We start from the raw sequence: 24552 nt of genomic DNA, 5'->3' as shown, positions 1-24552 counted from the left end.
GCGCCCTTTTCGTTTGTGCGTGAGGGACCATGCAGCAGCCTGACAGCAGCCGGTCGCAACCAGCCTGGACCACCGAATCAGTGGTGCCGGTGCATCTGTTGGGCGTGGTGCGGGGGGATGGGTTTCGCCCCTATCTGGCCGGGTTCGTGGCGCTGATGATTCTGGTGGTGCTGGGTGGCTATGCCGCCATCACCCTGTCAGACCTGTTTGCCACCTTCACCGGGGTGGATCGCCACAGCCCGCTGTTGCGCAACCTGCGCAATCTGTTGGCCCTGGGCTGTGCGATCCTGTTCATGCAATGGGTGCTGGGTTGGCAGGGGCGCGAGTTGATGAGCGTCATCGCCCCCGGACGGCGGCTGGATGGCGGCATGTTCCTGCGCTCGGCCGCCACCTATGCCGCCGCCTTCGCGCCGATGATTCTGATTGCCGCCTATTACGGCCAGATCAATGTCGGCTCGCTGTCGCTTTCCCTGCTGCTGATGCTGCCCGTGCTGGTGGTTTTGTTCATCTTCCAGGCCTCGGCAGAGGAGATCGTCTTCCGCGGCTATATGGCCCAGGGGCTGCAGGTGCTGCTGGGGAATGCGGCGCTGGCCGCCCTGCCGGTGGCCATCTTCTTCCTGGTGCTGCATGACAGCGGCGGCTGGAACGTGGGGTGGGAGCAGAAGGCCATGTTCCTGGCCATGTCGCTGGGCCTCTCCTACCTCACTTGGCGGACCGGGCGGCTGGAAGCCGCCATGGGCGTGCATTTCGCCCATAATCTGCTGGTTACCCTGTTCCTGGCCCGGCCGCAGAGCGGCCTGCCCTCTGTCAGCGGCTTTGATGAAGCGGTCGGCTTCCAGCCGCCAGACCCTGACCGGCTGCTGGGCGTGCTGCTGATGCAGGGGGCCGTGGCCTCCAGCTATTGGTTTCTCGGCCTGTTCAGCGGGTTTGTCGAGCAGGGCTGGCGTGGAGGTGAAGGGCAGGAGGGATAGGCGCCACTTGCGCGCAACAGGGGTGCGATATAACTTATAGGCAGCAATCTACCCGATTTTATCGCGCAGGTTCAGGTGAGCGACGACGATAGCCGCTATCAGGAATTTCTGCGGTGCCACCCCGCCACCCCGGTGCATCTGCTGGGGGTACGGATGGGGGTGAAGCTGACCGACTATCTGGGCGGATTCATTGTCTTTTTATGCCTGAGTGTCCTGTCACTGATAATAACCATAGGCCTTGGTGCGATCATCATTGGCGTGGCGGGGCCTGCGGCACGGGCGTCGGTGATCGGACTAATGGGGCTGGTGCTGACAGCCAGCCTGCTGATCACACTGCATGGCAGCCTGCGCCTGCAGGGGCGCAACCTGATGAGTGTCATCGCCCCCGGCCAGCGCCTGCAGGGTGCCATGTTTCTGCGGTCAGCGCTGATCTACACGATTTGCTTAATGGCCCTCAGCGCGCCACGTGCCTGGATGGGAACCCTGCATCTCAGCCTGCCATCACCCAGCCTGCTGTTCTGGCTGCCGGCAATGCTGGTGGCTTTTGCCGGGCAGACCGCAGCGGAGGAGGCTTTCTGCCGGGGCTATCTGGCCCAGGCATTCCAGATACTGTGCCGCAACGCGGCCCTGGCGGCCATCCCCATTGCCGTGATCTTTGCTACGCTGCACGTGAACTACCCGCTGGAAAAGCGCGTCACGTTGTTGGGCTTTTCGCTTTTCGCCTCCTACCTCACCTGGCGGTTTGGGCGGCTGGAAGCTGCCATGGGCTTTCACTTCGCGCATAATATGCTGATCAGTGTATTCGCCAATAAAGGCCCTGGTTTCCCATCCCTGGGCGGGCAAGCCGCGAAAGCGGCATCACCCATAATGGACAAGGCGGCATTGCTTGGCTTGGCCGCAACGCTTGCCATCACCATGCTGCTTTACTGGCTATTGGGTATCAAGACAGGCTTCATTGAACATGGCTGGCGGCGCCGAAGCAAAATCAGCACTGAATTAACCCCGAAAACATGAAAGATAAATTATGAATAAAAACTACGAATATCAAAAATTTATTCAGAACCACCCTGGTACACCCGTTCATAAATTAGCGATGGAGATGAATTTATCCATCGGACACTATATAGGCGGCTTCTTTATATTTTTATTTATATATTTTCTTATCGCTGGCGTGCTCGGGGTCTTTGGAAGCATATATCATCTAAGTTCCATCGGCACACCAGAAAGCCCGATCACGCCCTGGCTAGGGGAAATCGGCAAGCTATCTCTGTTGGGCTTTGGTTTATTGGCCCTGCACTGGACCCTGCGCCTGCAAGGCCGCGATCTGATGAGCGTGATTGCCCCCGGCAAGCGGCTGGATGGGGGCATGTGGCTGCGCGCAGTCCTGATGTACGGGCTCTGCCTCAGCCCCTTGATGTTGTTATCAAGTTTTGATGACGACGTTCAAGTGACTATGCCGTCGGTAACAGCGCTGCTCTGGCTGCCGGCCATGCTGCCGGCATTCGCCCTGCAGACAGCAGCAGAGGAGGCTTTCTGTCGGGGCTATCTGGCCCAGGGCTTTCAGGTTCTGTTCCGCAATGCGGCTGTCGCGGCCCTGCCGGTGGCGGTGATTTTCAGCCTGCTGCATGGCTGGAATGGTGGGGAAAGGCAGGTTTTCTATTGGGGCCTGTCGTTATTCGCCTCTTACCTCACCTGGCGGTTCGGGCGGCTGGAAGCGGCCATGGGGGTGCATTTTGCCCATAATATCCTGTTCACACTGTTCGGAACCGGGGGCAAAGGGTTGCCCGGCATGTCGGAGATAATGCAGCCGGACGAGATGGCCACCTTCCCGATCCTGGCCATGCTGCTCGCCGCCCTTATCCTGGCGGTCCCGTTTCTGCTTTACTGGCTGCTGGGTATCCGTACCGGCTTCATTGAACATGGCTGGCGCGGCAAGCCGGCACGCCAAGCGGAAACAGCATGATCCTCCCCTCCCCTTCCCGCCCTTTCCCCGTGCCCGTGGACCGGTATGGGCTGGAAAATGGCCATTCCCGCCTCTCCTATCTGGTGGCCCTGCTGGTCTTTGGCTTTCTTTATATTGGGGTCAACCTGCTCGCCGGCGGTGCCCTGGTGGCGTTGGGCAAATCAGCCAGCGGCTATCTCTTCTCCTATCTGCTGCTGGGCTCCACCATTCTGGGGCTGCCGCTGGTGCTGTTGACGGCGCGGTTCGTCCACAATCAACCGGCCATGAGCCTGATTGCCCCCGGTCGGCGGCTGGATATTGGCATGATCGGCCGCTCGGCCCTGGTGTTTTCCCTGCCGCTGCTGGCCACCTTCGCCTATGGGTTCTGGGCCGGCGATATCGGGCCGGTGCGGGTGGATTGGGGGGCGTTCCTGCTGTTGACGCCGCTGACCATCCTGCTGTTCAGCTTTCAGACCAGCACGGAGGAACTGATTTTCCGCGGCTACCTGTCCCAGGGGCTGATGGTTTTGTGCCGGAACCGGCTGGCTGTGGCCCTGCTGTCCGCCGCCTTGTTCACCTTGGCGCATGAAGGCGGCATCAATGAAAGCCTATGGTCTGTGCGGGCAGAGATTTTCACCACCGCCCTGTTCCTCTCCGCCGTCAGCTTCCAGACCGGGCGGCTGGAAGCGGCGATGGGCATCCATCTGATCAATAATGTGCTGTTCGGCCTGCTGAATGGCAGCCCGGACCTGCCACTGCCCGCCTTGGCAGAACGGCTGGGAACGGTGGAGGAATTCGCAGGGACGGGCGATATCGCCCTGTTCCTGGCCATCCAGGTGGCGGCCTTTGGCTTTTACTGGCTGGTGGGCCTGCGCAGCGGTTTTGTCGGGGGGAAACTTCCTTAACCCAGCAGGCCCAAACCCATATCCCAGAATCCGGCTTCCAGCCGGCTGGCCGCATCAAAAGTACGGGTCAGGTCGGCAAAGCGGGCGTCGCCGCCGCGCTTCAGGCTCAACCGGTCCAGCAGGGCCACCTGGGCCGCCGCCACGGCGCGATATTCCGGATCAGCATACATGGCAATCCAGTCGGCATAGGGATTGCCATCCAGCCGGGTCGCCGGGTCGGCCAGCAGGTTGGCCGCAATCTCCGCATAACCGACAATGCAAGGCGCCAGCGCCACATGCAAATCCAGCAAGTCACCGGCCAGCCCGCGCTCCAGCACGAAACGGGTATAGGCCAGCGTGCCCTGCGCCTCCGCCGTGGCCTGCATGGCGGCTTCATCCAGGCCCCAGCCGGCGCAATATTTCACATGCAGGCCCATTTCCAGATCCAGGATGGCAGACATGGACCGGGCCGCCGCCCGCATGTCGGCCAGATCATCGGCCTTGAAGGCGGCCAGCGCATAGGCGCGGGCAAAATGGATCAGGAACAGATAATCCTGCACCAGATAATGCCGGAAGCAGGCTTCCGGTAAGGAACCATCGCCCATGCGACGCACGAATTCGTGCGCCACATAGCGATCCCAAGCCGGACGCGCCGCTGACCGCAGACGGTCGAACAGCCCGTCCGGCGTGGCCAGATCGGGCAGTGTCTGCGCGGTCAACGGCGTTCCCATTACTTCGCGCCGGGCAGCTTGACGGTCAGGCCGTCCAGTTCCTCAGTCATGCGGATCTGGCAGCCCAGGCGGGAGGTCTTGGTCAGGCCAAAGGCCAGATCCAGCATATCCTCCTCATCCTCTTCCGCGTCCGGCAGCAGATCGTACCATTCCGGCGTCACCACCACATGACAGGTGGAGCAGGCCAGCGAGCCCTCACACGCCCCTTCCAGGTCGATATCGTGACGGCGGGCGATCTCCAGGATCGACAGGCCCAGCGGGGCATCCACCTCACGGCGGGTGCCATCGGTCTCAATGAACACCATTTTCGGCATCGCGCCAGAACTCCCAGCAACCGGAACGCACCCCCGGTCGACCGGGGGCCAGATTTCAGTCAGCCTTGTTACGAATCCGCAGCGCCCGAGTCCAGCGCCGTTTTGGCGCGGGTGGGCATTGGCGGCGACAGATCGCGCCCTATCTCCAGTCACCCGCCCTTTTGGCCACCATTTTAGCTGGCAAGGAAACCGCTATGGCATCCCCGCCTTTGCGTCGGCTGGTTCTGCTGGCCTATGGCGCGCCGGCCCTGCCGCTGGCGGTGCTGCTGCTGCCCACCTACATCTTCCTGCCGGCCCATTATGCCCAATTGGGCCTGTCGCTGGGCACCATCAGCCTGGTGCTGCTGACCGCCCGGCTGTGGGATGGCCTGACCGATCCGCTGGTGGGTGCCTTGTCCGACCGGTTTGGCGGACGGTTTGGCCGGCGGCGACCCTGGATCGCCGCCGGCCTGCCGCTGACCTGCCTGTCGCTCTGGTTTCTGCTGGTGCCGGGGGAAGCGGCCGGCTGGCTGCACCTGCTGGGCTGGAGCATGGCGCTCTATCTTGGCTGGACGCTGATGGTGGTGCCGCTGACCGCCTGGGGGGCCGAACTGTCCGGCGATTACCACCAGCGCACCCGCATCAATGGCTATCGGGAGGCGGCGGGCGTGCTGGGCACCATGGTGGCCCTGGTGCTGCCGTTTGCGTTGGGTGCCGGGGCGGCGGGGCAGGAGGGGGCGGCGCTGCGCCTGCTGGCCCTGTTCATCCTGATCAGCCTGCCTTTGCTGACCCTGGCCGCCCTGCTGCTGGTGCCGGACCCGCCCTGGCCAGCGGCGGGGGCGACGGCGCAGGCGGCCACCACCAACCCCGGCGGCTGGCGGGCGATTCTGGGCAATGGGCCTTTCCGCCGGCTGTTGCTGGCCTACGTCATTAACGGGATGGCCAACGGCCTGCCGGCCCAGCTTTTCCTCTTCTTCGTGCAGCATCGGCTGGGCGAGGGGGAGCGGGCCGGGCTGCTGTTGCTCTGTTATTTTGCGTCGGGTCTGCTGGCGGTGCCGCTGTGGCTGGGGTTGAGCAAAATCTGGGGCAAGGACCGGGTGTGGCGGGCCGCCATGCTGTGGAACATCGCCTGGTTTCTGCCGGTCTTCTGGCTGGGAACGGGGGATTTTCTGGCCTTCCTGCTGGTCTGCGTCATGACGGGGCTGACCCTGGGGGCCGATCTGGTGCTGCCCTCCGCCATGCAGGCCGATGTGGTGGATCTGGATACGGCCAGCCATGGCACGCCACGCGCCGGCCTGTTCTTCGCGCTTTGGGGGCTGGCCACCAAACTGGCCACCGCGCTGGCGGCGCTGGGGCTGGGGGCCGCCGGGCTGTTCGGCTTCACGCCCGCCGGCCCCAACGATGCCGAGGCGTTGACCGGGCTGACCCTGCTCTATGCCGGGTTGCCCATCCTGTTGAAATTGCTGGCCATCGCCCTGTTGTGGCGCTGGCCGCTGGACCAGACGGCGCAGGCCGCCCTGCGCCGCCGGATAGAGGCACCAAGCCCATGATGCGACCATTCCTGCGCTCCCTGTTGCCGCTGCTTGCCCTTCTCACCGTTCTGACTGGCTGTGACACGATGAAACCCGAACAATTCGCCAAACAGACCCCCGCCCTGGCGCTGGAAGATTATTTCCAGGGCCAGACCCGCGCCTATGGCATTGTCGAGGACCGGTTCGGCAATGTGCGCCGGCAGTTCGTGGTGGATATCAAGGGCGCGTGGAACGGCAAGGAACTGACCCTGGATGAGAATTTCGACTGGAGCGACGGGGAAAAGGAACGGCGCGTCTGGGTGCTGACGCGCCAGGGCCCCAACCAGTGGGAAGGCCGCACCCAGGATGCCATCGGCACGGCCAAGGGCGTGCTGTCCGGCAATGCCTATAACATGGTCTATGATTTCAACCTGAAGATGGGTGAGGGCCGCACGAAGGTGCGGTTTGATGACTGGATGTTCCTGATGCCAGACGGGATGCTGCTGAACAAGGCGACCATCAGCAAATTCGGCATCCATCTGGCCACCGTCACCATCGCGTTTCGTAAGGATGTGCCGGGCGTGGCGGCCGGGTCGCAGCAGGCGGCGGAATAGACAGCGCGTGGGGAAGCTGTTTTAACCGAAATCAGCTCCCCCCGCGAAGGGCTTCAGCGGAGGATAGAAAATCGCCGACCCACCAAATCGTAGGAAAATTTATAATCAAACTCTTCGTTTGGATCTAAACGACCAGACAATGAAACAACAATCTTTTGATCAAACCGACTTTCACATTTAATATAAAAATGTGATGTATTTATTATTTTACCCAACACATCAAACGCGTTACCATTTTCATCAAAAAACGGCACATCATTTAGATCTTCGCTTATACGAGATAAATAAATTTTATCTCCATATTTTCTTGAGTATAAACAATCTGAAATATTGCTTCCCGTATAATCATTGATTATTAATTCTTCGCCAGATTTTGACCAAGAAGCATCAATTGATCGCATGAAATCAAAAGACCCCAGTTCAGCGCCCAACCGATCGGTTAATATTAACCGATAAAGGTGGATACCGTCCTCGCCCTGACCCGGATCAATCACCCGGATCAGCCATTTTCCATTGGGAGATGGATATTCAAGTTTTGATACGCCCTGTGTTGCCGGAAATTCGTAACCCGGCGCCACGTCTTGCGCGAAACCATGCGAGCAAAGGGCAAGCAGTACCAAAAGCGAACTGCACATCTTCAAGAAGGTCTGCACTCTACCGTCCTCGTTCCGCCGTCTGCGTATCCCCGGTCAGCAGCGGCGACAAAGCCGGGGCCAGGATTTTCAGCAATTGCGCCGGCAGGGCCGACGTAAAGCGATATTCCGCCGCCACCGGCCCATGTACATGGGCGGTGATGACGCCGAAGAAACGGTCGCCGACATAGAAGACAAAGGTGGCCGTGCGGTTCACCACCTTGCTTTCCAGCACCACCCCGCCCGGCCCATAGCGTTCCAGCCGCTGATCACCCGTGCCGGTCTTGCCGCCGACGGGGATTTCCTTACCGTCGGCGGCGGTAAAGGCGCCCTTCACCCGGCGGGCCGTGCCGTTTTCCACAATATCCATCAGATGGCGCCGCACGGTGCGGGCCACTTCCGGGGCCATCACCTGTTCGGCCTGGTCGCCCAGATGCCCCGGCACGAAGGCGGTTTCATAGGGCGTACCTTCCGCAAAATGCAGCCGGTCGATGCGCAGGGTGGGCAGCCGCACCCCATCATTGACGATGATGCCCATCAGTTCCGCCAGCGCCCCCGGCCGGTCGGCGGAACTGCCGATGGAGGTGGCGTAGCTGGCCAGCAGGCTGCCGAACGGATAGCCCAGCTTCTGCCATTCCGCATGGATGCGGCCGAACGCCTCTTCCTCCAGCACGATGCCGATGCGGGTATCCTGCGCGCGTTTGGAGCGGGAGGAGAACAGCCAGCGATAGCTTTCCTGGCGCGGCTTGCTGCTATCCTTCAGCATCTCGGCCCGCTGCGGCTTGGGGCTGTCCTGTAAGTAGGCCACCAGCCACAATTCCAGCGGATGCACACCGGCCATATAGCCGCGATCGTTCAACGACCAGTTATCCGGGGCATATTTCTCAAACAAGGCCGCCACCTGGGCGGCCGGCGGGGCGCCCGCCGGCACATGGCGTTCCAGAAAGGCGGTCAGGTCCGCGATGCTGGCATTGGGGCGGGCGGAACGGAAAACCACCGTCAGCCGTTCCGGCGTCGGCCGCACCCGCCGGGTCAGCCGTTCCAGCGCCTGATTGGGCGTCATGCCCTTGTAATCGGCCCAGAATTTGTTCAGGAAGCTGGAACCTTCCTGATCGGCGAACTGCGCCAGATAGGTTTTGCGGGCCGGATGGCGCGGATCGTCCAGCACATCATCCTTACGCGCCGGGCCTTCGGCGATGTAATGGTTGACGATATCGCGCATCAACCGGATGAACACCAGATTGACGGAATGGCGGAAGGCCTCCGCCACGCTCATCACCCGGCCATTATCCTTGTCATCGAAATTGCCGAAACTGTGCAGGCCGCCGCCGGTGAAGAATCGCTCCCCCGGATTGGCGGAATATTGCCGCTGCATCGCCTGATCCAGCAGGGCCGACAGGCTGATGCCCGGCTGTTCGGCCATGCTGTGCAATACCCATTGGGTCAGCCGGTCCGGCGCATCCAATGCTGCGGCCGACAATTCATAATCCTGCCGGCTGGCATAGCGGGCGTGCAGCTTGGCGACGATTTCCAGATATGTCACCAGCGTGCGCAGCTTGGCCGTCGACCCCAGATCCAGCTTGGCCCCTTCATTCAGATCCAGCGGCTGGGGCAGCGTGTCCACCTGCACCCGCACCAGATTGGCCGCCGCCGTGCGCTCGAACAGGGTGACGGAATAGACGACGCGGGCCGGGTCCGCATCATTCAGCAGCCGTTCCCCCACCAGCCCCAGGGCACGGGCCTGCACCGGATCGGCCAATTTGCGCAGCGTTTCCGTCACCCGCGTCTGCGTGGTCTGGTCCAGGGTGGTATCCACCGTCAGGTCCAGCCGGTCCAACGCGTACAGGCTCTGCACCCCCAACATGCCCAGCAGGCGGGCGCGGATGGCGTTGGTGGCCTTCTGCTCCACAAAGGACGGTTCGGGGATGGCGGGCGGCTCATCCTTGAAGCGCAGCGGGAAATAGCGCGACGCATCGGCCAGGGCCGGATCGACCACACCCGCCCGTTCCAGCAGGGTCAGGTGGGCATTGGCCAGATCGTTCAGCGCCTTGCGCCCGCTGGCCCCCAGATAGGCCGAGGGCCGACGCTGCGCCAGCAGCAGGCTCAATACCTGCTTATAGACAATGGCCTGGGTCTGCAGCTCCCGCTCATTGCGGGGGCGGGCACGCAGCAGATCATTGGCGCGGTTGAAATCGGTGCCGTACCAGGCCCATAGCCCGTCACCCAGCCCATTCACCTCCCCCAAACCGGGGCGGGCCGACAGGGGCGTGGAATTGAGATAATCCACCAATATCTGGTGCCGTACCCGCGTGGTATCCGGCCCGAATCGATAGGCGCGCACCGAGGCCGACATCATCTGCCGCAGCTTTTCCACCCCACTGCTGGTGCGACCCTCCGGCGAATGGCGATATTTCTCAATCTGGGTCGCCAGGGTGGAACCGCCGGCGCGCGGATTATCCGGATCCACCATCTTCAGCGGGATGGAGGCGACGGCCAGGGCGAAACGATCCCATTCCACCGCCGGGTTGCGGTGGGGAAATGTCGGGTCCAGCAGTTCCCGATTCTCGATGAACAACAGCGTATTGGCCACCAAGGGCGGCACCTCGCCGAATCCGGCATAGGTGCGCTGGGGGTAACGGGCATCGAACAGGGAAAGCCCCCGGTCATCGCGCAGCGTCAACCCGCCGGCGGTCTTCTCCGGATAGGGGGCGAATCCGCCGAAATCAATATAGTCGCGCAAGGCCGGGCTGGGCCGTGCCTGCAGGTCCACGCGATAGGCGGCCGCCACCAGCCGTTCGACGAATCCGGGAATGGCGCTATAGCCCAGCCGTTGATCATAGGGGCCGTTTCCAGGGAAACGAATGTCCGGATTGGGCCCCGGCTCCACCCGATAGGTCAGGTCGGACGCATAGCGCGCCAGCACTTCGGCCTGCAGGGCAGAGCTGCGCATCTCATACCAGCCGGCCAGACCGGCACCGCCGGCCAAGGCCAGCGTCATGCCCCAGCTCATCCACCGGTAAAAGCGCGCCGACGCCATATCCCCCCGACCACTCCCCCTTGGCACCTGTTATGCGGCAAGGGCTTGCAATAGCGCGCGGCATAGCACGCTTTGCGGCACTTGCGCCATGGCCCTGGCTTTCTTCAGGCTTGCAGGGAACCAGTGTGCCAAGCAGATGCTGGACCCGCAATGGCCATCGCCGCCATTCATATAAATGAATTAACAATCTGGCGACGGTAAAGGGACAGCGTAAACAGCGAAAACCGCGCCACCAGGGGTGGGCGCGGTTTCAGCATACCGGTGAGGGAAAACCCACACCGGCCAACCCGAACGCCGATATCAGCCCTGGCGGGCCTTGAAACGGGGGTTCAGCTTGTTGATGACATAGACACGACCCTTGCGGCGGATGACGCGGCAAGCCTTGTGGCGGGTCTTCATCGACTTCAGCGAATTGACGATCTTCATGGTGAGCTACTCGGCGCTGGAGGCATGTTTTGCGAGGCGCGGACATAATCACAACACCCCCCGCCTGTCAACCGACAGGGGCGGAAATCCGCTGCAACCCCTCTCTGCGGGGCTGAAAAGCGGGATTTCCCGCCCCGCCTACTCCAGCTCCGCCGGCTTCAAGGCATAGAATCGGTAGTAACGCAGGCCCGCTGACAGGGCCGCGACGCGGCGTGCCCACATCTCCACCTCCTGCACCACGGCGATTTTGGTGTCGCGGTCCATCGACACCGTCTCCAGATGCTTCACCAGCGTCTGGATGGCGTTCAGGATCAAGGAGCGCTGGGTGTCGGAATTATCCTCGGTGATGCGGATATCCAGGTTCCGCTGCGCCAGGGCCGCCGCATATTGTTCCACCGTCCAGGGATGGGGTTCCACCGGTTCGGCCTGCAGCCAGCCATCATAATCACGGCCGCGCAGCTGGCTGTGGTCCAGCACATAATCGGTGAACAGCAACTGGCCGCGCGGCTTCAGGGCCATTTCGATGCCATCGATCAGCCCATCCTTGTTGCGCACGGCAAAGAAGGCTTCCTTGGCGAAGATGGCATCCACCCGCTTGGACCAGCCGAAATTTTCCAGGTCACAGGTCATCACCGGCGCCTGGCGCGCCAGCCCGGCCTTCTGGGACCGGAAGGCGCCCGCCTCCGCCAGCACCGGGTTGGGTTCCAGCCCCGTGACCCAGGCGCCATATTGCTGGGCCATGGCGCGGGTCGCACCACCCAGGCCGGCGCCGATATCCAGCGCGCTCATCGCCGGGTTCAGGCCCAGCGGCTTCACCAGGGTGGGGATAAACTCCTCGCTGCCCGGCGTACAGAAACCAGGACCCCAGATTTTCTCCACCACCTCAATCCGGGTGGCGGTCCAGAGCGGCTTGCCGCTGCGGTTCAGATGCCGGCCGCCCGCCCCGCCCGGACCCGCTGACCCGGCCGAATCGGTCCCGCCTGCGCCGCCATCCCCTTCATGCAGGCCGGCGCGGCGGATAATGTCATAGCCTTCCCACCAAGCCAGGAACCTCTGCTTGAGCGTGGGGGGCGTGACAGCCATGTCTTCGCTGCTGCGGGTAGCGGCCATGCGGGCGGCGTTTCGTTATCCTGGAAGCGGTTCGGCCCACACATTACCCTTTCGGCGCGCCCTGCGAAACAGTCTTGGTGTGGCCGCAGGGCAACGGATTAACCTTTTGCGCCGTCATATACTGGTAATAGAAGCCAGAGGCCGATCCGGCCACAAGTGATGGTAAGGTTACTTTAACCAATTTATCTGCAACCGATTTCCCCCGCCGGATCGCCGCACGCGTATGAATGCGGCAGCGTTTCAAGGGCCTATTCTTACGCGTCAGGCGCGGCTTTCCTCGTGCATCCGCCGGATAGACGGTGTAGGGTCTATCTCGGGGTGGCTGCTCGATTGGTGCCTTGCGGATGTTCTTTCCGTTCGGCGCAGAAGCGGGTACTGTCCTTGCAGCCGGTCACCCGGTGAAGTTCCTGACAATTTCGACAGTCGAGTTCGAGACCACATGTACGAGCGCCGTTCTCCGCAGAGCCCGCAGATCACCCGTCGTAGCGTCACCGCTACGGTTAAATGGTACAACCCCACGAAGGGCTTCGGCTTCGTGACCCTGTCCGATGGGTCGCCCGACGCCTTCCTTCATGCCTCGGTCGTTCAGTCCGTTGGCCATGATGCGCTGGCCGATGGCACCACCATCGTCTGCGACCTGTCCCAGGGCCAGAAGGGTCCGCAGGTGGCCTCGATCCACAATGTCGACACCTCCACCGCTGCGGCCCCGCGCCGTTCGCCGGGTGGTCCGGGTGGTGATCGCTTCGGCGGTGGGGACCGTTTCGGCGGCGACCGCTACGGCGACGCCCCGCGCGCCCCGCGCGTTGCCCGTTCCTTCGACAACGGCCCGACCGAAACCATCGAAGGCGTGGTGAAGTTCTTCTCCGCCGACAAGGGCTTCGGCTTCGTGACCCCGGATGGCGGCGGGAAGGACGTGTTCGTCCACATCACCGCTCTGGAACGCTCGGGCGTGCGCGCTCTGACGCCGGAACAGCGCGTCCGTCTGCACACCAGCATGGGTCAGAAGGGTCCGCAGGCCAACCGCGTGGAAATCCTCTGAGCGTGGTCTCGGGCATTTCAGCAGGCTTTCGGGCCTGACGCTCTGCGTTAGCGTGCTTGAAGTCAGGTAAGGGGCGCCATCCCATGGATGGCGCCCCTTATCTTTTTCGGTGATCGGCAGCGGCGGCATGGCCCCCGAGTCGGGGTTGGAAAAAATATGCGGCCGCAGCATCCCCATGTTGCAAATGCGTTGCGGTCCGGGTGACCATGGCTCATGGCCCCTCCGCCGGCCCTGGCCGGCCCAACCCTGGGACGGCTGATGCGATCCACTTTCCCCTCCCCTGCCCGGCTGACCCGCCGCCTGCTCACCGGCCTGGCTTTCGTGGCCCTGCTGGCCGGGCCGGCATTGGCCCAACTGGCACCAGAACCGGCCAGCCAGCAAACCGCCAAGCAACTGGTCACTGCCCAGCGCCATATGGTGGTGGCCGCCAACCCGCTGGCAGCGGCGGCGGGGCAGGAGATGCTGCGCCAGGGCGGCAGTGCGGTGGATGCGGCGATTGCTACCGAACTGGTGCTGGGGCTGGTGGAACCGCAATCCTCCGGCCTGGGCGGCGGCGGCTTTCTGGTGCTGGCCGAGCCGGGGGGCAAGGTCACCAGTTATGACGGGCGGGAAACGGCCGGGGCCGCCGTGACGCCCGACCTGTTTATCGGCCCTGATGGCAAGCCGCTGCCCTTCCCCGCCGCGCTGAAGGGCGGGCGGGCGGTGGGCGTGCCGGGGCTGGTGGCCATGATGGCCCAGGCCCATGCCGCCCATGGCAAGCTGCCCTGGGCCAAACTGTTCGAACCGGCGATCCGGTTGGCGGAAGCCGGGGTGCCGGCCCAGCCGCGCATGGTGACGGTGCTGGGCGAATGGCAGAAGATGCTGGCCACCAGTGCGGACATGCAGCAGGTCTTCTACCGCAACGGGGCCGGCGCCCCGGCGCTGGGGGAGATTTTCGCGGTTCCCGGCCAGTTGACCACCCTGCGCCTGCTGGCCAAGGCTGGGCCGGAGGCGTTTTATCGTGGCCCCATCGCCCAGGAAATCGTCGCCCATTTGAAAGAGGTGGCGGGGCCGAACGGCCCGCCGGTGCTGAGCCTGGATGATTTCGCCGCTTACAAGGCGGTGGAGCGTGATGCCGTCTGCGTTGCCTACCGGGTCTGGAAAGTGTGCGGCATGGGTCCGCCCTCGGGCGGGGGCATCGCCGTGCTACAAATCCTGGCCCTGCTGGCCCCGCATGATCTGAAAACCCTGGGTAAGGATAGCCCGCAGGCCTGGCATCTGCTGCTGGAGGCCAGCCGGCGCGCCCATGCCGACCGGGAAGCCTATATTGGCGATCCGGACCATGTGGCCGTACCGATCAAGGGCTTGCTGGACAAAGCCTATCTGGCCGAACGGGCCCGTGGCATCGACCCCACCCGCGCCGCGATCGGCAAGGTGCCGGCGGGCAGCCCGCCCACCCGCCAGGGGGCCTTGTCGCGCCCGCCGGGCATTGGCCTGGACCTGCCCTCCACCACCCATATTTCCATTGTGGATGATGAGGGGCGGATGGTCTCCATGACCAATTCGGTGGAATTCGCCTTCGGCTCCGGTCTGGTGGCGGCCGGCATGGTGCTGAATAACGAATTGACCGATTTCGCCTTTGTGCCGGTGAAGGATGGGGTGCCGGTATCGGGGGCGGTCGGCCCTGGCCGCCGGCCGCGTTCTTCCATGTCGCCGATGGTGGTGTTCGATGCACAGGGCCGCCCGGTGGTGGCCGTCGGCTCCCCCGGCGGTACGGCCATCATCGGCTATGTCGCCCAGGCGCTGGTGGCCATGCTGGATTGGGGGCTGGACCCGCAGCAGGCGGTAAACCTGCCCATCCTGCTGAACCGCAACGGCGCCACCCAGATCGAATCACTGCCCCAGGCCGACCGGCTGGCGGACGCCCTGGCCGGCATGGGGCATGAGGTGAAGCGCGAAGCCATCAATAGCGGCGTCCACGCCATCCGCTGGACCGCGCAAGGCTGGCAGGGCGGCGCTGATCCACGGCGGGATGGGGTGGCGTTGGGGGATTGAGCATGTCCGACGGCAAATGCGGTTCAGATTGCCCGCAACCAGGGCAGGAATACGCTCCTGCTGGTTTGAAGGTGCCCAACCGAAAAACCCGTGAAGCGATGGCGGAAGCGGAGGAAATAATTCGCCAGGATCAAGCCCGGTTCAGCGACGCCGAAAGCCTGATTGGCGACCTTGAAGAAAACAGTGGCAAGTAGGTGCAACCCTGCTGACCCAATAAGGTTAGGCCTGAAATTTATTTCGTCTCCCAAAGACTTATACCAATCCGCCGAATGATTGACCCTTGGTCAACCCTTCGTCGGCCTCAGGCGCCGGCGCCAACATCCGTTGGCTTGGCTAACGCGGCACGAGCCGCGCGGCGGCAGTCGCCGCCGATACCAATCCAGCGTCATTCCCGCGCAGGCGGGAATCCATACGACAGCGCGAATTTTGGATTCCCGCCTGCGCGGGAATGACGGTTAAGTAACTGGAAAATCGTAGGAAGTTTATGGCCGGGCTCTAAAACATCGCCTACAGCTACGCCTTCGCCCCTGCCTTGGCGGCAGCCGGGTCAAGCGGCCAGCGGGGGCGGGGGGCGAAGTCCAGGCCATCCACCAGCCCCAGGCGCAGCCGTTCCAGCCCGGCCCAGGCGATCATCGCCGCATTGTCGGTGCAGAGCTTCAACGGCGGGGCCACGAAATCAAATTTCCGCTTGGCGCACAGCTTGGTCAGCCGCGCCCGCAAGATCTGGTTGGCGGCCACCCCGCCGGCCACCACCAACGTCCGCCCTTCCGGCCATTGTTCGCGGAACAGCTTCATCGCCCGGTCACAACGGTCGATCAGGCTGTCCCCAACGGCAATATGGAAGGAGGCGGCAAGGTCCGCCATGTCGGCATCCGTGGCCGCATCGCCCAGCAATTCCACATGCCGGCGCACCGCCGTTTTCAGGCCGGAGAAGCTGAAATCACAATCCGGCCTGCCCTTCATCGGCACCGGCAGGGGGAAGCGGCTGGGGTCGGTGGCCCGGCCCGCCGCCTGTTCCATCAGCGGCCCGCCCGGATAGCCCAGGCCCATCAGCTTGGCCGCCTTGTCGAACGCCTCGCCCACCGCATCATCAATGGTGGTGCCCAGCCGGCGATAGCGGCCCACCCCTTCCACCGCCAGCAACTGGCAATGGCCGCCGGAAACCAGCAGCAGCAGGAAGGGAAATGTCACCCCGTTGGTCAGCCGCGCCGTCAGCGCGTGGCCTTCCAGATGGTTGACGGCGGCAAAGGGCAGGTTGCGTACGGCGGCAATCGCCTTGGCCGTCATAACCCCCACCATCACCCCGCCGATCAGGCCGGGCCCGGCGGTGGCGGCGATGCCGTCAATGCCGTCCAGCCCCATCCCGGCCTCATCCAGGGCCTGCCGGATCAGCCGGTCCAGATGCTGCAAATGGGCGCGGGCGGCGATTTCCGGCACGACGCCGCCATAGGGGCGGTGATCGTCAAGCTGGCTCAGCACCACATTGGACAGCACGCGACCGGGCGCCGCGTCGCCATCGGCGGCAACGATGGCGGCAGCAGTTTCATCGCAGCTTGTTTCGATTCCGAGTATGATCATGGGCAGGCAAGCTAGTCGCATGGCGTTGCCACGGCAAGGGAGGCTTCCCAGCGAAGCCATTCAAGGATATTGAAGCGGGTATGACAGCCCTTCTCCGCATTGGTACGCGCGGCAGCCCGCTGGCGCTGGCGCAAGCCCACGAAACCCGCGACCGTCTGGCCGCGCGCTTCCCCGAACTGGCGTCCCCGGACGCTATCGAGATCGTCACCTTCAAGACCGAGGGCGACCGCATCCAGGACCGCACCTTGATGGCGGCCGGCGGCAAGGGCCTGTTCACGAAGGAGATTGAGGAGGCGCTGCTGGATGGCCGCGTCGATCTGGCGGTCCATTCCATGAAGGATGTGCCGACCTGGCTGCCCGACGGCTTGGCGATCACGGCGCTGCTGCCGCGCGAAGACCACCGCGATGGCTGGATCAGCCCCAAGGCCGCCACGCTGGATGATCTGCCCGCCGGTGCCCTGGTGGGCACGGCCAGCCTGCGCCGGCAGGCGTTGGTGCTGATGCGCCGGCCCGATCTGCGCGTCATCGCCTTTCGCGGCAATGTGCAGACCCGCCTGCGCAAGCTGGAGGAAGGGCATGTCGATGCCACGCTGCTGGCCATGGCCGGCGTCCGCCGGCTGGGGCTGGCCGACCGCATCACCTCTGTGCTGGAACCCGATGTGATGCTGCCCGCCGTGGCCCAGGGGGCCATCGGCATCGAAACCCGCATCAGCGATGATCGCACCAACGCCTATGTCACCGCGCTGAACTGTGCGGAAACCGCGTCGCGCGTGGCCGCCGAACGCGGCGTGCTGGCCACGCTGGATGGTTCCTGCCGCACGCCGATCGCCGCCTTGGCGCTGATTTCCGGAACGGCGCTGACGGTGAAGGCCCTGGTGATTCGCCCCGACGGCCGGCAATGGTTCACCACCGCGCGGAGCGGTGCCGTGGCTGATGCGCTGGCGATGGGGGTGGATGCCGGGAATGAGCTGAAGGCCATGTTGCCATCCGACTTCTTCCAGGCCCCCAACGCGGTGGCTGACGGGCCGGTGGTGTGAGAGCCATCCTGGTGACACGGCCCCAGCCGGGAGCCGATGAAACGGCGGCCCAGCTGATCCGGCTGGGCCATCAGCCGCTGATCTGCCCGCTGCTGGACATTGCCTATCTGGATGATCCCCTGGTGATCGGGCCGGATGTGTCGGCCCTGGTCCTCACCTCCCCCAGCGGGGTGCGGGGCTTGGCCCGGCTGACGGCACGGCGCGACCTGCTGCTTTACAGCGTAGGCGACCGCACCGCCGATCTGGCCCGGCGGCTGGGCTTTGCCCAGGTGTTGAGTGCGGCCGGCGATGTGAATGCCCTGGCCGACCTGATTGTGCGGGAACCGCCGGCGGGGCCTGGGCGTTTGCTGCATGTTTCAGGGGCGGATGTGGCCGGCGATCTGGCCGCGCTGCTGCGCCCCCACGGGATCGGGTTGGACCGGCACATCGCCTATCGCGCTGTGCCGGCCAGCATATTGGATGATCAGACGCAGGCTGCCCTGGCGGATGGTCGGATTCGCGCGGTGCTGCTTTTTTCCGCCCGCACCGCGCGTTGCTTTGTTACCCTGGTGGAAAAGGCGGGGCTGGCACCCGCGATGGCGGGGCTGACGGCCCTGTGCATCAGCCAGGCCGTCGCCGAGGCCATTGCAGGCCCGGCTTGGGGGGACGTCAAGGTTGCGGCATCGCCCGATGCCGACCATCTGTTGGCACTGCTGCCGTCTGGCAAGGGTGCCTGAACCGGTGTGTTAAGGAGGTTAAATGGCGGACGAGATGAACCGGGAGGCCCCTGTCGCCGGCAGCCCGGCGGAAAAGGCCCGCGCCCTCGCCACCGACAGCATCATCGAACGATTCGGCGGCATCCGCCCCATGGCCGGCAAGCTGGGCCTGCCGGCAGAAGATGTGCAGCTTTGGCGCAAACGCGGCTTCATCCCGCTGTCCGTGGCCGATGATCTGGCCGCCGCCGCTGCCGCCCATGGCATCACCCTGACACGCGGGGAGATTGATGCCGCCAGTGCCCCCGAACAATCACCGACGGAGGCTGAACGCCGCCGTCTGGCCGAACTGGAGCGGGAAGTGACCGATACCCGAAATGACAAGGCCGAACGGCCAGCCCCGGCCCCCAGCGCCAAGCCCGCCCCCAACCTTGCCCCGCCACCCCGCCGGCGCGGGGGCCGCCTGCTGGGCGGTACGGCCCTGCTGCTGGCCCTGGCGGCCCTGTCCGTGGCGGGCTACAGCCATTGGCAACAGCAGCAGATGGCCGTGACGGCCTCTGCCCCGGTGCCGACCGTTGACGTGACACCGCTGGAAGCGCAAATCGCCGCCCTGCGCGCCGATGCGCAAAGCGACCGCACCCAGGTGGCCGCCCTGGCCAAGCGGCTGGATAATGTGGAAGCCCAGGTCCGCCAACTGGCGGCGGCACCGGCAACCGCAGCACCTGCCCCGCTTGCCGACACGCCAGCCCCCACACAGCCCCCCGCCGCGCCTTCGGACCTGGAACCGCAATTGTCGCCGTTGCGCGATCAGGTGACGGCTTTGGGCCAGCGGGTCGACGGGCTGGAAAAGCTGACCGCCCTGCTGCCCGGCCTGCATGATGGCCACAGCAGCCTGCGCCAGAAGCAGGATGAGTTGGGCGGACGGGTGGACGCGCTGGAGGCGCGCAAGCAACAGGCATCCGCCGGTGAAGGGCTGGTGGTGGCCATCGGCCAGTTGCAGGCTGCCCTGGTCGCCGGCCGCCCCTATGCCAAGGAATTGCGCGCCGTGCAGGCGCTGACCCGCGACCTGCCCGATCTGGCGGCCACGCTGGCGCCGCTGTCGGCCAGTGCCGAAAGCGGGCTGGCCAGTGATGTGGCGCTGAACCGGCAGTTCCGCGATCTGGCCCCCGCCATCCTGGCCGCCGACCGTACCCGCAGCGATGCCAGTTGGACCGATCAGGCGCTGGGGCGCCTGTCCAGCATCATCACCATCCGCCGCGCCTCTGGTGAGGTGGCGGGCGATGGGGCGGATGCCATCCTGGCCCGGGCAGAGGCAGCCCTGAATGAGGGCAGTATCGCCAAGGCTGTGGCGGAGATGGAAAAGCTGAGCGGCCCGGCGGCAGAAAAGGCCGCCCCCTGGCTGGCCCCGGCGCGGGCCCGCGTGGCCGCCGAAGCCGCCGCCCAGGCTTTGGCCGATCTGGCGCTGGCCCGCCTGTCCGGCCATGAAGGCACCAATGGGGAGGGGCGGCCATGAGGAAAGCCATCTTCCTGTTCATCAAGCTGGGTCTTCTGGTGGCCGCCGCCGTCTGGATCAGCCAGCGGCCCGGCCGGCTGTCGGTGGAATGGCTGGGTTATGCCATTGATATGCCGGTGGCGGCGGCCCTGGCCGTTTTGCTGGTGCTGTTGGCCTTGACGGCGCTGTCCTATCGCCTGTGGCTGGCGCTGCGCCGGGGGCCGGGGGCGATGGGGCGGCGGCGCAATACCAAGAAGCGCGAACAGGGCTATCGCGCGCTGACGCAGGGCATGGTGGCCGTGGCCGCCGGCGATGCAGAAGCGGCCAAGCGCTATGCCGCCAAGGCGGAAAGCCTGCTGCATGAACCGCCGCTGACCCTGCTGTTGTCCGCCCAGGCGGCCCAGCTTCAGGGTGATGAGCAGGCGGCCGGCCGCTATTTCAAGGCGATGCTGGAGCGTAAGGAAACCGAATTTCTCGGCCTGCGGGGCTTGCTGACCCAGGCGATCAAGCGCGGGGACCGCGCCGCCGCCCTGGACTATGCCCGTCAGGCCCAGGCCTTGCAGCCCAAGGCGCAATGGCCCGCTGCCGCCCTGGCGGAACTGGAAGCCGCCAGCGGCAACTGGCTGGAAGCCGACAATGCGCTGGCCAAGGCGCAGAAGACCAAGGCGCTGGGCCGGGATGATGCCCGCCAGCGCCGCAGTGCCTTGCTGGTGGAGGAAAGCCGGGCTGCCGCCAAATCCGGCCGGCCCGACGCGGCCTTGCAGGCAGCCCAGACGGCGTTCGATCTCGACCCCGCCCGCGTGCCTGCCGCCGCCCAACTGGCCCGGCTGCGCGCCGCCGCCGGCCAGCATTCCAAGGCCACCAAGGTGCTGGAACAGGCCTGGCGCATCGCCCCCCATCCCGATCTGGCTGCTGCCTGGGGTGAGGTGTCGGCCAAACAGACCCCGCTGGATCTGGTAAAGCGGTATGAGGCGCTGCTGGCGCTTTCCCCGCAATCGCCCGATGCGCACCGTGCCCTGGCGAAGGCGGCGATTGCCGCCCGGCTGTGGGGTGTGGCGCGCAGCCATCTGCAACAGGCCGAGGCGGTGGAGCCCAGTGCTGCCACCTATCGGCTGTTCGCCGAACTGGCGCGGGCCGAACATGGCGACGGCCCGCAGGCGCGCGACTGGCTGGCCCGCATCGCCAGTGCCGATACCGATGCCGGCTGGGCCTGTAGCAATTGCGGCACCGCGCATGAGGAATGGCACGCCGTCTGTGCCGCCTGTGGCGGCTTTGACAGCATCACCTGGCGCCGCCCGCCTTCACAATTGCCGGTGGCGGTGTAAAGCACCCTCTGTTCTCTTAAAAAAGCCCTTTCAGACATCCCTTCAGGCACACTAAACCCAAGGGATTGGCTTGCCGGGTGTTGCGGGGTTTCGGGATGTTGTTGCCTTATCTGGGCGGGGTGGATGCCCTGCTGCTGCTGGTGATTGCCATCGTGCTGGATGCCTGTGTGGGTGACAGTCCCTGGCTGGCCCGCCTGCTGCCTACCCCAGCCACGCTGGTGGCCCGCCTGACGGCCCGGCTGGACCGGCGATTGAACCGTATCGACCGCAGCGACGCCGCCCGCCGGGCACGGGGTGCGCTGGTCAGCCTCTGTCTGCTGCTGGGGGCGCTGTCGCTGGGGCTGGTGCTGGCCTTTGCCTTCCGGGAAGTCCGCTGGGGGGCGGTGCCGGAACTGCTGCTGCTGGCCCGCGCCCTTTCCATCCGCAGCGCCTGGACCGGCATGGGCCAGACGCTGAAAGCCCTGGAAAGCGGCGGGGTGGAGGCCGGGCGGGAGGCCGTCTCCCCCCTGACCGACCGCCAGACCTGGAGCCTGGATATCCATGGCGTGCTGCGTGCCGCCATTGAAGGCGGGATGCTGCGGCTGGCCTGCGGGCTGGCAGCCCCCTTGTTCTGGTATGCGGTACTGGGCCTGCCGGGCCTGCTGGGCTGGGCCGCGATTGACGGCATGGCGCAGGTGATCGGCCATGATGTGCCACGCTTCCGCCAGTTTGGTGGTGTGGTGCGGCAATTGCGGCGGCTGGCCGGCTGGCCGCCGATGCTACTGGCCACGCTGGCCCTGCTGCTGGCGGCCCTGTTCGTGCCGGGCAGCAAGGCGCTGGGCGGCTGGCGGGAGCTGGCCACGGCCCGCCGCCATCCCTGGGGACCGCTGGCCCTGCCGGTGGCGGCCGCTGCCGGCGCCCTGGATCTCGCCATGGCCGGTCCCCGGCGGGAGGGTGAACAGGTGGTGAAGGAACCCTGGCTGGGCCGGGGCCGGGCCCGGGCCACCAGCCGCGACCTGCGCGCCGCCATGGCGCTTTATGGTGTGGCTGGCCTGCTGCTGGTGGGGTTGACCGTCTCCGCCGGGTTGATCGCTGCCGGCCTAGGCCTTTGAACAGCGCCAAACAGAAACTATGACTTTTGAACCTATTTTTATTAATGTTATATATTTTTACTTCTCTGAGCAGAAAAAGAAGCTGAATTAAGAATCAGGATAGTGATTGCCTACCCGTTATTTCTTCAGAAGCCCTAACAGAATGCGGACCTGCTGTTCTCGTTCTTCGTCGCTATCGTTGATCATAGCGCTCACCATCCGGCGTTCTTTGGCTTCAAACCACAAAATGGCGTCTACCTTCCGTTTCGGCTCGCGCAGACGCCCCTCTGCTAGCTGTAACATAGTTGCGTACTGTCCACCGCTCTCGGCATGGAAATAGCCCGTCACTGTTTCACGCAGGCTGTCGAAACCGCACGCCTTGTCATGATTGACATAGGCTAGGATGTTGAAAGCGGTGCGTTCCGGGTTGACTGCTTCGAATTGCTCGACCGCTTTCATGAGGAGGCGAGCAAGTCGATTAAATATAGGATCATCTCGCAGCCCACCGACAATGCTGCCGGGCACTGCCTCATCCAACAGTACGTCTAACCATGGGTCATTAGGCGATTTAACCTCACAATAAGCGACCAGCTCATTGCCCCGCGTTACCCGAAAATCCGGGGTCTTTCCCCTCTGCGTTTCAGCAAGACTGAAGCGGCTGGCGATAAGACCTTTGGTGGTCAGGTAGCCTTCTACAAGGTTGAGGTCAGACTGTTCATCGAGTGGAGGCATGGTTCATCTCAGTAATTGTGTGGCGTGGAAAACTCCAAAAAGACATCCATCATAGCCCTTGAGACATGTCTTGTGTCGCTGAAAGCGCCGCACGGCGGGAGGGTGAACAGGTGGTGAAGGAACCTTGGTTGGGCCGGGGCCGAGCCCGGGCCACCAGCCGCGACCTGCGCGCCGCCATGGCGCTTTATGGTGTGGCCGGCCTGCTGCTGGTGGGGTTGACCGTCTCCGCCGGGTTGATCGCTGCCGGCCTAGGCCTGTGAAGCAATTCAAGCATAGACCAAATATAGGCCATCATATCCCCTTTATGGCGAAATCCAGTCCTTTGCGGCAGAAATGGGACCAAACGTAAGAACCTCTTTGACTGCCATATGGCAAGTTCTTGAAAAATCTAAACAGCGCAATTTTTCCCGATTTTTGGTGCTGGTCTGCGGAACAAGTCCGCCGTGACGTCGTTCCTTGTGCGATGCCGGGTTGGACATCACCCATCAACTGGGTCTTCTGATCGCCCCACCCAGGCAAAGTCCGGCAGCCGCCATGATGGTGGCGCCGACTGACATGCTGGCAAGGAGACAGACATCATGCATAAGACCACCAAGGCCGCCCTGATCGCCGCCGCTTTGATCGCCGCCCCCGCCACTGCCGCTTTTGCGCAGACCGATCCGCTGGAAAATCTCAGCCAGCCGGGCCGTGATGCCTATGCGGTCTATCTGAAGCTCTCCAGCCCGAAGGCCTTTGCCGTCGCTGAAGATGGCGCCATCGGTTACAGCGCTGGCGGGGACAGCGCCACCGCCCGGGCCAATGCCCTGGCCCGCTGTGGCGAGGTGACCAAGGATGATTGTCGCATCTTCTCCGTTGACGGTCAGACCGTGGCCGAGGTGAAGGGGCTGAGCGCCGAGCTCGCCCAGCTGGCCCGCGCCAATACCGATGCCGCCGACCTGAAGGGTGAGGTGCTGGCCGATTATCAGAAGGCCGAAGGGGCCAAGGCCATTGCCATGTCCAGCGACGGCGCCTTTGGCTGGGTGGTCCGCGATAGCGAGGAAAAGGCCCGCCAGGATGCGCTGGCCCAGTGCCAGACCTATGGCAAGGAATGCTCCATCCAGGCCTCGGCCCCCGCGATGAAGAATTAACTCCCTAATTTAACTGGAAAACAGGAACGGCCGTCACCTTAATCCCCATCGGGTGGCGGTCGGCAGACCGGCGGGGCGGGGCCATATCCCCTGACCCACCCCGTTCCGCCGGTTCTTCCTGCCAGCGAAGGGCGGCCCTCTCCAGGCCGCCCCAGACTGCTGACAAAGCCCTCGCCTATGGCGGGGGTTTTTGATTCACTGTGTTTATGCTTAAGCCCCAGACGCCCCAACAGACGGAACTTGAGATGGTGACGATCGCGTCGCTTGTTCCGTCG

The 24552-nt window shown here is 64.3% G+C and carries 24 protein-coding genes; 16 read left to right on the top strand and 8 right to left on the bottom strand.

Annotated elements, in window-relative coordinates; genetic code table 11:
• Nucleotides 1–29: 29 nt before the first annotated feature.
• The 4 genes from PCJ49_RS23535 (at nucleotide 30) to PCJ49_RS23520 (ending at nucleotide 3818) form a co-directional block, all read left to right on the top strand.
• Entirely contained in the window at nucleotides 30–971 is a 942-nt protein-coding gene (locus PCJ49_RS23535; RefSeq protein ID WP_269913118.1) for a CPBP family intramembrane glutamic endopeptidase, read from the top strand.
• A gap of 75 nt (nucleotides 972–1046) precedes the next feature.
• Nucleotides 1047–1985: a type II CAAX endopeptidase family protein gene (locus tag PCJ49_RS24810; protein ID WP_269913117.1), complete on the top strand. Its 939-nt coding sequence runs from the start codon at nucleotides 1047–1049 to the stop codon at nucleotides 1983–1985.
• A 10-nt stretch (nucleotides 1986–1995) separates the two neighbouring features.
• Nucleotides 1996–2934, top strand: coding sequence for a CPBP family intramembrane glutamic endopeptidase (locus PCJ49_RS23525; protein ID WP_269913116.1), 939 nt, complete (start codon nucleotides 1996–1998; stop codon nucleotides 2932–2934).
• Nucleotides 2931–3818 carry a CPBP family glutamic-type intramembrane protease gene (locus PCJ49_RS23520; RefSeq protein WP_269913115.1) on the top strand — a complete coding sequence of 296 codons (888 nt, stop codon included), beginning with the start codon at nucleotides 2931–2933 and terminating at the stop codon, nucleotides 3816–3818. Before PCJ49_RS23525 ends, PCJ49_RS23520 begins: the two co-directional genes overlap by 4 nt.
• Here PCJ49_RS23520 and tenA read toward each other — a convergent pair.
• Nucleotides 3815–4516, bottom strand: a complete 702-nt coding sequence (tenA, locus tag PCJ49_RS23515) for a thiaminase II (protein ID WP_269913114.1) — start codon at nucleotides 4514–4516, stop codon at nucleotides 3815–3817. The genes PCJ49_RS23520 and tenA overlap by 4 nt on opposite strands.
• An 11-nt stretch (nucleotides 4517–4527) precedes the next feature.
• On the bottom strand, nucleotides 4528–4842 hold the full coding sequence (locus tag PCJ49_RS23510) for a ferredoxin family 2Fe-2S iron-sulfur cluster binding protein (RefSeq protein ID WP_089286280.1): 315 nt from the start codon (nucleotides 4840–4842) through the stop codon (nucleotides 4528–4530).
• Nucleotides 4843–5036: 194 nt separating this feature from the next.
• On the opposite strand from PCJ49_RS23510, the gene PCJ49_RS23505 reads away from it, so the two are divergent.
• Complete coding sequence (locus tag PCJ49_RS23505) at nucleotides 5037–6371, top strand: MFS transporter (RefSeq protein WP_269913113.1); 1335 nt, start codon at nucleotides 5037–5039, stop codon at nucleotides 6369–6371.
• Nucleotides 6368–6946: a DUF3833 domain-containing protein gene (locus PCJ49_RS23500; protein ID WP_269913112.1), complete on the top strand. Its 579-nt coding sequence runs from the start codon at nucleotides 6368–6370 to the stop codon at nucleotides 6944–6946. Before PCJ49_RS23505 ends, PCJ49_RS23500 begins: the two co-directional genes overlap by 4 nt.
• Nucleotides 6947–6999: 53 nt before the next feature.
• Here the strand turns inward: PCJ49_RS23500 and PCJ49_RS23495 are convergent, their stop codons facing one another.
• The 4 genes from PCJ49_RS23495 to PCJ49_RS23480 form a co-directional block, all read right to left on the bottom strand.
• The gene (locus tag PCJ49_RS23495; RefSeq protein ID WP_269913111.1) at nucleotides 7000–7599 is read right to left on the bottom strand and encodes a hypothetical protein; all 600 of its coding nucleotides are present in this window, start codon (nucleotides 7597–7599) and stop codon (nucleotides 7000–7002) included.
• Nucleotide 7600: 1 nt separating this feature from the next.
• On the bottom strand, nucleotides 7601–10576 hold the full coding sequence (locus PCJ49_RS23490) for a transglycosylase domain-containing protein (protein WP_269913110.1): 2976 nt from the start codon (nucleotides 10574–10576) through the stop codon (nucleotides 7601–7603).
• Between the two features lie 339 nt (nucleotides 10577–10915).
• Nucleotides 10916–11041: a type B 50S ribosomal protein L36 gene (ykgO, locus tag PCJ49_RS23485; protein ID WP_029014073.1), complete on the bottom strand. Its 126-nt coding sequence runs from the start codon at nucleotides 11039–11041 to the stop codon at nucleotides 10916–10918.
• A gap of 138 nt (nucleotides 11042–11179) precedes the next feature.
• The gene (locus PCJ49_RS23480; protein ID WP_269913109.1) at nucleotides 11180–12151 is read right to left on the bottom strand and encodes a methyltransferase domain-containing protein; all 972 of its coding nucleotides are present in this window, start codon (nucleotides 12149–12151) and stop codon (nucleotides 11180–11182) included.
• A gap of 439 nt (nucleotides 12152–12590) precedes the next feature.
• Here PCJ49_RS23480 and PCJ49_RS23475 point away from each other — a divergent pair, with 439 nt between their 5' ends.
• The 3 genes from PCJ49_RS23475 (at nucleotide 12591) to PCJ49_RS23465 (ending at nucleotide 15418) form a co-directional block, all read left to right on the top strand.
• Entirely contained in the window at nucleotides 12591–13190 is a 600-nt protein-coding gene (locus PCJ49_RS23475; RefSeq protein ID WP_089286286.1) for a cold-shock protein, read from the top strand.
• 258 nt (nucleotides 13191–13448) lie between these two features.
• The gene (gene ggt, locus PCJ49_RS23470; protein ID WP_269913108.1) at nucleotides 13449–15224 is read left to right on the top strand and encodes a gamma-glutamyltransferase; all 1776 of its coding nucleotides are present in this window, start codon (nucleotides 13449–13451) and stop codon (nucleotides 15222–15224) included.
• Between the two features lie 2 nt (nucleotides 15225–15226).
• On the top strand, nucleotides 15227–15418 hold the full coding sequence (locus PCJ49_RS23465) for a hypothetical protein (RefSeq protein WP_269913107.1): 192 nt from the start codon (nucleotides 15227–15229) through the stop codon (nucleotides 15416–15418).
• 319 nt (nucleotides 15419–15737) lie between these two features.
• Here PCJ49_RS23465 and tsaD read toward each other — a convergent pair whose 3' ends face one another.
• A complete protein-coding gene (tsaD, locus tag PCJ49_RS23460) occupies nucleotides 15738–16802 on the bottom strand; it encodes a tRNA (adenosine(37)-N6)-threonylcarbamoyltransferase complex transferase subunit TsaD (protein ID WP_269913106.1) in 1065 nt (354 codons plus the stop codon).
• A gap of 80 nt (nucleotides 16803–16882) precedes the next feature.
• On the opposite strand from tsaD, the gene hemC reads away from it, so the two are divergent.
• From hemC to PCJ49_RS23435, 5 genes are all read left to right on the top strand, one after another.
• Entirely contained in the window at nucleotides 16883–17839 is a 957-nt protein-coding gene (gene hemC / locus PCJ49_RS23455; RefSeq protein WP_269913105.1) for a hydroxymethylbilane synthase, read from the top strand.
• A gap of 11 nt (nucleotides 17840–17850) precedes the next feature.
• Nucleotides 17851–18555 (top strand): uroporphyrinogen-III synthase, encoded by a 705-nt coding sequence (locus PCJ49_RS23450; protein WP_269913104.1) that lies wholly within the window; start codon nucleotides 17851–17853, stop codon nucleotides 18553–18555.
• A gap of 22 nt (nucleotides 18556–18577) precedes the next feature.
• Complete coding sequence (locus tag PCJ49_RS23445; protein ID WP_269913103.1) at nucleotides 18578–20044, top strand: mitofilin family membrane protein; 1467 nt, start codon at nucleotides 18578–18580, stop codon at nucleotides 20042–20044.
• Complete coding sequence (locus PCJ49_RS23440; protein WP_269913102.1) at nucleotides 20041–21348, top strand: heme biosynthesis HemY N-terminal domain-containing protein; 1308 nt, start codon at nucleotides 20041–20043, stop codon at nucleotides 21346–21348. The genes PCJ49_RS23445 and PCJ49_RS23440 overlap by 4 nt, the downstream gene beginning before the upstream one ends.
• 95 nt (nucleotides 21349–21443) lie before the next feature.
• A complete protein-coding gene (locus PCJ49_RS23435) occupies nucleotides 21444–22439 on the top strand; it encodes a cobalamin biosynthesis protein (RefSeq protein WP_269913101.1) in 996 nt (331 codons plus the stop codon).
• Between the two features lie 117 nt (nucleotides 22440–22556).
• Here PCJ49_RS23435 and PCJ49_RS23430 read toward each other — a convergent pair whose 3' ends face one another.
• Nucleotides 22557–23150, bottom strand: a complete 594-nt coding sequence (locus PCJ49_RS23430; RefSeq protein ID WP_269913100.1) for a hypothetical protein — start codon at nucleotides 23148–23150, stop codon at nucleotides 22557–22559.
• Between the two features lie 65 nt (nucleotides 23151–23215).
• Between PCJ49_RS23430 and PCJ49_RS23425 the strand changes: the two genes are divergently transcribed.
• Together PCJ49_RS23425 and PCJ49_RS23420 are read left to right on the top strand one after the other, a co-directional pair.
• Entirely contained in the window at nucleotides 23216–23410 is a 195-nt protein-coding gene (locus tag PCJ49_RS23425) for a hypothetical protein (protein ID WP_269913099.1), read from the top strand.
• Nucleotides 23411–23728: 318 nt separating this feature from the next.
• Entirely contained in the window at nucleotides 23729–24277 is a 549-nt protein-coding gene (locus PCJ49_RS23420; RefSeq protein WP_269913098.1) for a DUF4189 domain-containing protein, read from the top strand.
• Nucleotides 24278–24552 lie beyond the last annotated feature (275 nt).

This window comes from Niveispirillum sp. BGYR6 (assembly GCF_027568365.1).
Lineage (GTDB): Bacteria > Pseudomonadota > Alphaproteobacteria > Azospirillales > Azospirillaceae > Niveispirillum.
The sequence above is the reverse complement of the archived record's forward strand: the minus strand, read 5'-3'. Positions and strand labels throughout refer to the sequence as shown.